Raw genomic sequence first — 7,374 nt, 5'->3', positions numbered from 1 at the left:
CGAACAGGGATTGCAGGCTGGAGCTCACTCTGGGAAGGCTGGCAAACACTGCAAAGTAAACTGGACGGCTTTATTGCCGCCAAAGAGATGATGGCTTCGGGGATCAAGATCTGATCAAGAGACAGGTCTGGAAGGGCTACGCCTCTCCTTCATCCACGCCGATGCCCAGGAGAAGTTCAATCAGGTCAACTCGCTGACCGATCTCAAGCAACTGAAGGCGGCCCAGGGGATCGGCTGGGCCGACAACAAGATCCTGGAGAATGCCGGTATTCCGACCTACTCGGGACGCTACAGCAACCTGTTTCGCCTGACCAACGACGGCGACAAACTCGACTTCTTCCCGCGCAATCTGGTAGAAATCTTCGCCGAACGCAGCGAGCTGGCGGCGCAATATCCGAATCTGGTGATAGATCAGCACCTGCTGATCCGCTACCCCTTTGCCGAGTTCTTCTTCGTCAGCCCCGAGTATCCCAAGCTGGCCAAGGCGATCCAGACCGGGCTGGAACGTGCTTATGCCGATGGCAGCTTCATGACGTTCTTCCGTGAGAACCCCAAGATCCGTGAGGCCCTCGCCAGCGCCAATCTGAACCAGCGGGTCACCATTTCACTGCCCAATCCGGACATGACCCCCTTGCTCAGGAGCATTCCGGCCCAATATTGGGAATATCCACCCCAATAAGGGGATCCGGGGCTCAGCGTGGGGATGACCCAGCGCCATGACCTAGCTCGCGTAAAGAGACGCAGAGGCGATGGCAGTGCTGGCCAGCCTCTATCGTCGTCTGGGCATTCCCTACTGAGGGAGGCCAACAGGAGAGACCATGCCATACCGTCACACGCCCAGTAACAGATTCGGTCCTGCCCTGCCCCTGCTGCTGGGGGCACTACTCGCCGGCCCGGCCCTGGCCGACAAAGCCGATCCCATAGGTGAGGTAAGCACCGCCTTCAAGCTGGTGGGCCCCAACCACAAGATCCTGGTGGAAGCGTTCGATGACCCCCGCATCACGGGCGTCGCCTGCTATCTGGCTCGCCCCAAGACCGGTGGCGTCAAGGGCGGGCTGGGGCTGGCGGAAGACCCCTCCCACGCCTCTTTGTCGTGCCACCAGATTGGCCCCATCACACTGCCTGCCAAGCTGAAGGCGGGGGAAGAGGTGTTCGACGTCAGCACCTCGCTGGTGTTCAAAGAGCAGAAAGTGGTGCGCTTTTACGACGAAAAGCGCAATGCGCTGGTCTATCTGACCTACAGCACCAAACTGGTGAATGGTTCGTATAAAAGTGCAGTGAGCGCGGTTCCCATCATGCCATGGGGCTGAAAAACCACCATTTAACCCGTGATGACGCGCTTTATTTGTTGTAATTTAACTACATCATTATTTGCGGAGAGCCCACCATGAACGTCGCCGTTTTCAGTACCAAGAGCTACGACAAGGACCACTTCAATCAGGCCAACAGCCAGTACGGTTACGAGCTGGAGTTCTTCGACGTGCGGCTGGAGGCCAAGACAGCCCGGCTGGCCCACGGCTTCCCCGTGGTGTGCCTGTTCGTCAATGACGATGCCGATCGGGAGGTGCTGACCGAGCTGGCCGCCAACGGCACCAAGGTGATCGCGCTGCGCTGCGCCGGTTACAACAACGTGGATCTGGTCGCCGCCAAGGAGCTGGGGCTGAAAGTGGTACGTGTGCCCGCCTACTCCCCCGAAGCCGTCGCCGAACACGCGGTGGGGCTGATGATGACCCTCAACCGCCGCATCCATAAGGCCTATCAGCGCACCCGCGATGCCAACTTCTCGCTAGAAGGCCTGGTCGGCTTCAACATGCACGGCCGCACCGCCGGCATTATCGGCACCGGCAAGATCGGCATCGCTACCCTGCGTATCCTCAAGGGCTTCGGCATGCGGCTGCTGGTGAGTGACCCCTACCCGAGTCAGGCAGCCATCGAGCTGGGGGCCGAATACGTGGATCTCGACACCCTGTTCCGCCAGTCCGACGTCATCAGCCTGCACTGCCCGCTGTTCAAGGAGAACTATCACCTGCTGAACAAGGAGGCGTTCGCCAAGATGAAGGACGGTGTGATGATCATCAACACCAGCCGGGGCGGCCTGCTCGACTCCAATGCCGCCATCGAGGCACTCAAGACCGCCCGCATCGGCGCGCTGGGGCTGGACGTCTACGAAGAGGAAGAGGATCTCTTCTTCTCCGACAAGTCCAACGAAGTGATCACCGATGATGTGTTCCGCCGCCTGTCGGCCTGCCACAACGTGCTGTTCACCGGTCATCAGGCCTTCCTGACCCGCGAGGCGCTGCACGCAATCGCCGATACCACCCTCGGCAACCTCAAGGCCATCGAGAGCCAGGGTCGCAGCGACAACGAGGTGGAGTAATCCTCTCGCTCCCGCAGTCATGAGCAACAGAGGGAGCCACTCCCTCTGTTTTCCACACCAACATGCTCTTCGTCATACAATTCTCCCCTGCAGCCGCAATAACCATGGCGCCGGGTTGTGAGACCTGACGCCATCGGGTAGGCTACCAGCCCTTTTTTATTCAGGAGTCTGGCTGCCCATGTTTATCGGATTTGATTACGGTACCTCCAACTGTGCCGTCGCCGTGATGGAACAAGGCAGCCCCAGGCTGCTGACCCTGTGCGGTTCCCGCTATCTCCCCTCCACCCTGCATGCGCCCCACAGAGATGCCATCGCAGGCCTCCTGGCCGAAGGGCTGGCCCCGGCCCAGCAGGCGGAATACCTCAAGCTGCGCGGCCCCGTGGTCGCCCGGGCCCAGGCGGTGCGCCGCCAGATGCGGGAAGAGGGGCTGATCGACGAGCTGAGCTTCGGTGCCGCGGCGCTGGAGCGCTATCTGGAGGAACCGGACGATGGCTACTACATCAAGTCGCCGAAATCCTTCCTCGGCGCCTACGGCCTCAAGGCCCCCCAGATCACGCTGTTCGAGGACATCGTCTGCGCCATGATGCTGCACGTGCGCCGCGAGGCGGAGCAGCAGCTCGGCACTCAGGTGCGCCGCGCCGTGATCGGTCGTCCAGTCAACTTCCAGGGGCTGGCCGGGGAGGAAAGCAACAGCCAGGCCATCGCTATCCTCACCGAGGCGGCCCGTCTGGCCGGGTTCGAACAGGTGGAGTTCCTCTATGAACCCGTGGCGGCCGGTTTCGAGTTCGAGGCACGGCTGGACGAAGACGCCATCGTGCTGGTGGTGGATATCGGCGGCGGCACCACAGACTGCTCCATGCTGCGGATGGGCCCGAGCCATCGCGACCAGCTGGATCGCAGCGGCGATCTGCTCGGCCACAGCGGCCAGCGCATCGGCGGCAACGACTTCGACATCCGGCTGACGGTGGAAGGCATGATGCCGCTGCTCGGCATGCACGAGACCCTCAAGACCGGCAAGCCGCTGCCCCACCCGCTGTTCTGGGATGCGGCCGCCATCAACGACGTCAGTGCCCAGGGCCGCTTCTACAGCCTGGATACCGCCCGTCAGCTGCAGGATCTGCAGCTCGACAGCCAGCCAGGCAGCAAGCTGGGTCGCCTTGCCAATCTGCGGGCCCACAAGCTGAGCCACCAGCTGGTGTGGCGCGCCGAGCAGGGCAAGATCGCCCTCTCGGAGCAGGCATCCAGTCATCAGTCTCTGAGCGAGCTGGAGAAGGGACTGGAGGCTGAACTCAATCGCGAGCAGCTGGCCAACGCCTCGGCCCTGCTGCTGGAGAAGATTGGCGAGCTGATGGAGCAAGCCATTGCCGCCGCGGGTGTGCAGCCCGACCGTATCTTCGTCACCGGCGGCAGTGCCCGCTCGCCGCTCATCGCCGCCTACATTCGTCAGAAGTTGCCCACGATTCCGCTTGAAGGTGGCGATGACTTCGGTTCGGTGGCGGCAGGACTTGCCCGTTACGCCGAGCGTCTGTTCAACCGCTGATGCAAAGCGCTCAGGGTTGCGGTCATCTTGTTGGCATCGAACAAATCCCGCCGACCAACAAGTGTTGCCATTTAACGACACAGGGCTGACCTGCAGGGCGACAGAAGTGGTCGGGGGCCGCCCCCCTCGCCCTGCCCCGAGGGCTGTGCAGGAGGTATGCTTGTCGCTCCCACTATTGGAGCCCTTCCATGCCCAGATTCTTGCTACTGTTGCTCGCCCTGATCCTGCTCAGCGCCTGCAGCAGTACTCCCTCGTTCGTCCAGCAAGAGTTACAGCACCATCACTGGGTGCTCGACAAGCTGGATGGCCAGGCCATCACTGCCTCACGAGACAACCCGCCCGATTTCGAGATAGGTGAGCACTTCACCGTCAACGGTATCGCCGGTTGCAATCGCTACTTTGGCCAGGGGCACCTCGAGGGCGACAGATTCTGGGTCACCAGCCTGGGCAGCACAGAGATGGCCTGTCAGGCACAGCTCGACGCCATAGAACAGGCCGTCATCACCACCCTGACCGAAGGAGTCACCCTGAGCGGCACCACCCAGACCCTGGTCCTGGAAGGGAAACGGCACCGTTTGGAATACCAGCTGCAAGACTGGGTGCGCTGACGCTCACAAACCGGTACCACAAACAGGAACATGTGCCCCGCCTGTGGCACAATGTGAGGCAGTGTTCGCAATGGAGGCTGTCTCAGCCATGTCGATGGATCGTCTGTTTGGCAAGATCAAACAACTCCCCACTATCCCGCAGCTGCTGCATGAGTTGATGCAGAGCTTCAACGATGAAAACGCCCGCATCGACCAGATCGCGGCCAAGATCGCCATGGACCAGGTGATCAGCGTCAAGGTGCTGCGGATGGCCAACTCGGCCGCCCTGCGCCGCGGTAATGAGGTCACCTCCATCGAACAGGCGGTGATCCGCCTCGGTTTCAACCGGCTGCGCTCCGTGGTGGTCGCCTCCGGCATCATCAGCAGCTTCAAGGCGCCCCCCAGCTTCGACAAGAACAAGTTCTGGACCGAGACCTTCCAGGTCGCCACCATAGCCCGGACCCTGGCCCAAGAGGCCAAGGTGCTCGATCCCGAGACCGCCTTCACCTGTGCGCTGATCCACAACATAGGTGAGCTGCTCATCCAGAGTACCTTGCCGGAAGAGGCCGAGATCATCAACATGGCGATCCAGAAGGGCAGCAGTCGGGTCGAGGCTCAGCGGGAGATGCTGGGCTACGACTATGCCCAGCTCGGTGCCGAGCTGGCGCGGCGCTGGAACCTGTCGGAGTCCTTCGTCAACGCCATCTCACAGCAGCTGGAGCCCCTCTCCCACGATCCGGTCAGCAAGGAGGCGGTGCTGATCCGTCTCGCCGTGTTTATCTCCTTCGCCTGGAATGCGGGTGTGCCAGCCCAGACCATCATTGCCCGTTTCCCCAAGCCGCTAGCCGATCAGCTGGGGCTGGATCCCGTCTCATTGGCAGGCCAGCTCGAAACACTTCACGAACAGGGTAATGCCCTCGCCGACCTTCTGACTCAATAAGCATCATGACCCATCCATTTCTGTTTCATCCCCAGGTGGCGCCCTGGTTCAAAGAGAGCGCCAACACCCTGCAACTCACCCTGTTCAGCGCGCTGGATACCCCCATTCGGGAGGTGTGGCTGCGCCACGAGCCAGACAACGAGGAGTACCTGGTGGCCATGACGCCAGTCTCCACCCGGGACAGGTTGCAGGTATGGCAGGCGACCCTGCCGCTGGTCAAAGGACAGGATATCCACCTCTACTGTTTCAAGTGCCTGACCGACGAGGAGCAGTGGTGGCTGCACGGTGCGGGTGTCAGCCCGGCCATACCGCCGCGCGAGCAACATTTTCGCTTCAACAGCCTGCATCAGCCCCCGGCCTGGGTGCAGGATCAGGTGTTCTACCAGATCTTCCCCGACCGCTTCTGCAACGGCGATCCCTCGCTGAGCGTCAAGCATCACGAATACGAGTACAGAGGCAAGGCGGTCATCAGCAAGGCGTGGGGTGAGCCGGTCAGCCGTCACGAAGAGGGGCATGGCGCCTGTGAATTTTACGGCGGGGATCTGGCGGGCATCGATGCCAAGTTGCACTACCTGCAATCTCTCGGGGTCACAGCCCTCTACCTGAACCCCATCTTCGATTCGCCGAGCAACCACAAGTACGATACCCAGGACTACTTCAAGGTGGACACCCACCTCGGCAGCAACGAGCAGTTCGCCGAGCTGACCCGCAACCTGCACCAGCGCGGCATGAAGGTCATCCTGGATGCCGTGGTTAACCACACCTCGACCCAGCACCCCTGGTTCTGCCCGCCGCTGGGGGCCCAGCGCAACCCGGATTCGCCGTGGCGCAGCTTCTACACCTTTGACAACGAAGGGGACTATGTCAGCTGGAAGGGCATTCGCAGCCTGCCCAAACTCGACTTTGCCAGCGAACAGGTGCAGGACGCCATCTATCGCGCCGATGACGCCATCCTGCGCTATTGGATGAGGGCCCCCTACCAGATCGATGGCTGGCGCTTCGATGTGATCCACATGCTGGGGGAGCGTGGCACGGCCGAGGGCAATCGCGGCCATGTGCGCGCCATTCGCGGCGCCGTGAAGCAGGAGAACCCGGATGCCTATGTGCTCGGTGAGCACTTCTGCGAGGCGAGCCAGTGGCTGCAAGGAGATCAGGAGGATGGCGCCATGAATTACTATGGCTTCGCCCACCCGATCCGCGCCTTTCTGACGGGGCAGGACATCGCCTATCACCCCATCAAGATCAGCGCCGGGGAGCTGGATCGCTGGCTCAAACTGGCGCGGGCCCATATCCCGTTCAAGAACCAGCTGGCCCAGTTCAACCTGCTGGACAGCCACGATACCGCCCGCTTCCTCCACCTGCTGGGCGAAGACAAGCAGCGCATGGCCCTGGCCGCCACCCTGCTGCTCACCTATATCGGCGTACCCTCCATCTACTACGGTGACGAGGTGGGGCTCTCGGGTGGCAACGACCCGGACTGCCGTCGCTGCTTCCCCTGGGAAACCACGGCTTGGGATCACGTGTTGCACGACCACTACCGCCGGTTGAGCCAGATACGCCGCCAGCGCCCCTCCCTGCGCCGTGGTGACATTCAGACCCTCTATGCAGGCCCGCACAGCTATGTGTTCGCCCGCACCCTGCAAAGCGATCAGGTGGTGGTTGCCTGCAACCGTCATCCGACCGAGCCGCGCACCATCAGCCTGCCCCTGTGGCAGACCGCCAGCCCGGCCAGCCGCTTCACAGACGCCTTCAACGGTGAGAAGTTCGAAGTGGTGCAGGGTGAAGTACAACTCACCATCCCGGCCAACTCGGCCAGAGTGCTGCTCTCCAGCTGAGTGCGCTGCTGGCGCGCTGAAAATCAACACCGGAGCGCAAGGCTCCGGTTTTTTTATGCAGGGCAATCAGCTAGCAGCTGTCTGGCGATAAGCCT

At 61.7% G+C, this 7,374-nt stretch carries 6 protein-coding genes and 1 pseudogene; all 7 read left to right on the top strand.

Going from position 1 to position 7,374, the window contains the following annotated elements:
* Nucleotides 1-124: 124 nt before the first annotated feature.
* Nucleotides 125-679: pseudogene (locus GWQ22_RS15745) on the top strand (hypothetical protein); the annotation flags it as partial.
* Nucleotides 680-818: 139 nt separating this feature from the next.
* Nucleotides 819-1,310, top strand: coding sequence for a CreA family protein (locus GWQ22_RS15740; RefSeq protein ID WP_275930887.1), 492 nt, complete (start codon nt 819-821; stop codon nt 1,308-1,310).
* Nucleotides 1,311-1,387: 77 nt separating this feature from the next.
* Nucleotides 1,388-2,377: a 2-hydroxyacid dehydrogenase gene (locus tag GWQ22_RS15735; RefSeq protein WP_108537729.1), complete on the top strand. Its 990-nt coding sequence runs from the start codon at nt 1,388-1,390 to the stop codon at nt 2,375-2,377.
* Nucleotides 2,378-2,555: 178 nt separating this feature from the next.
* Nucleotides 2,556-3,917 (top strand): molecular chaperone, encoded by a 1,362-nt coding sequence (gene yegD, locus GWQ22_RS15730; protein WP_275930886.1) that lies wholly within the window; start codon nt 2,556-2,558, stop codon nt 3,915-3,917.
* A 188-nt stretch (nt 3,918-4,105) separates the two neighbouring features.
* A complete protein-coding gene (locus GWQ22_RS15725; RefSeq protein WP_042035905.1) occupies nt 4,106-4,525 on the top strand; it encodes an META domain-containing protein in 420 nt (139 codons plus the stop codon).
* A gap of 70 nt (nt 4,526-4,595) precedes the next feature.
* A complete protein-coding gene (locus GWQ22_RS15720) occupies nt 4,596-5,444 on the top strand; it encodes an HDOD domain-containing protein (protein ID WP_042035904.1) in 849 nt (282 codons plus the stop codon).
* A 5-nt stretch (nt 5,445-5,449) separates the two neighbouring features.
* On the top strand, nt 5,450-7,279 hold the full coding sequence (gene malZ, locus GWQ22_RS15715; RefSeq protein ID WP_275930885.1) for a maltodextrin glucosidase: 1,830 nt from the start codon (nt 5,450-5,452) through the stop codon (nt 7,277-7,279).
* Nucleotides 7,280-7,374 lie beyond the last annotated feature (95 nt).

This window comes from Aeromonas sp. 1HA1 (assembly GCF_029237385.1).
Classification (GTDB): Bacteria; Pseudomonadota; Gammaproteobacteria; order Enterobacterales; family Aeromonadaceae; genus Aeromonas; species Aeromonas popoffii.
Note: the sequence above shows the minus strand (reverse complement) of the source record. Positions and strands in the feature narration are given on the sequence as shown.

Excerpts from the sequence above, each read along its gene's own strand:
- GWQ22_RS15740 (WP_275930887.1), top strand. The coding sequence starts at position 819 with ATGCCATACCGTCACACGCCCAGTAACAGATTCGGTCCTGCCCTGCCC.
- GWQ22_RS15735 (WP_108537729.1), top strand. The coding sequence starts at position 1,388 with ATGAACGTCGCCGTTTTCAGTACCAAGAGCTACGACAAGGACCACTTC.
- yegD (WP_275930886.1), top strand. The coding sequence starts at position 2,556 with ATGTTTATCGGATTTGATTACGGTACCTCCAACTGTGCCGTCGCCGTG.
- GWQ22_RS15725 (WP_042035905.1), top strand. The coding sequence starts at position 4,106 with ATGCCCAGATTCTTGCTACTGTTGCTCGCCCTGATCCTGCTCAGCGCC.
- GWQ22_RS15720 (WP_042035904.1), top strand. The coding sequence starts at position 4,596 with ATGGAGGCTGTCTCAGCCATGTCGATGGATCGTCTGTTTGGCAAGATC.
- malZ (WP_275930885.1), top strand. The coding sequence starts at position 5,450 with ATGACCCATCCATTTCTGTTTCATCCCCAGGTGGCGCCCTGGTTCAAA.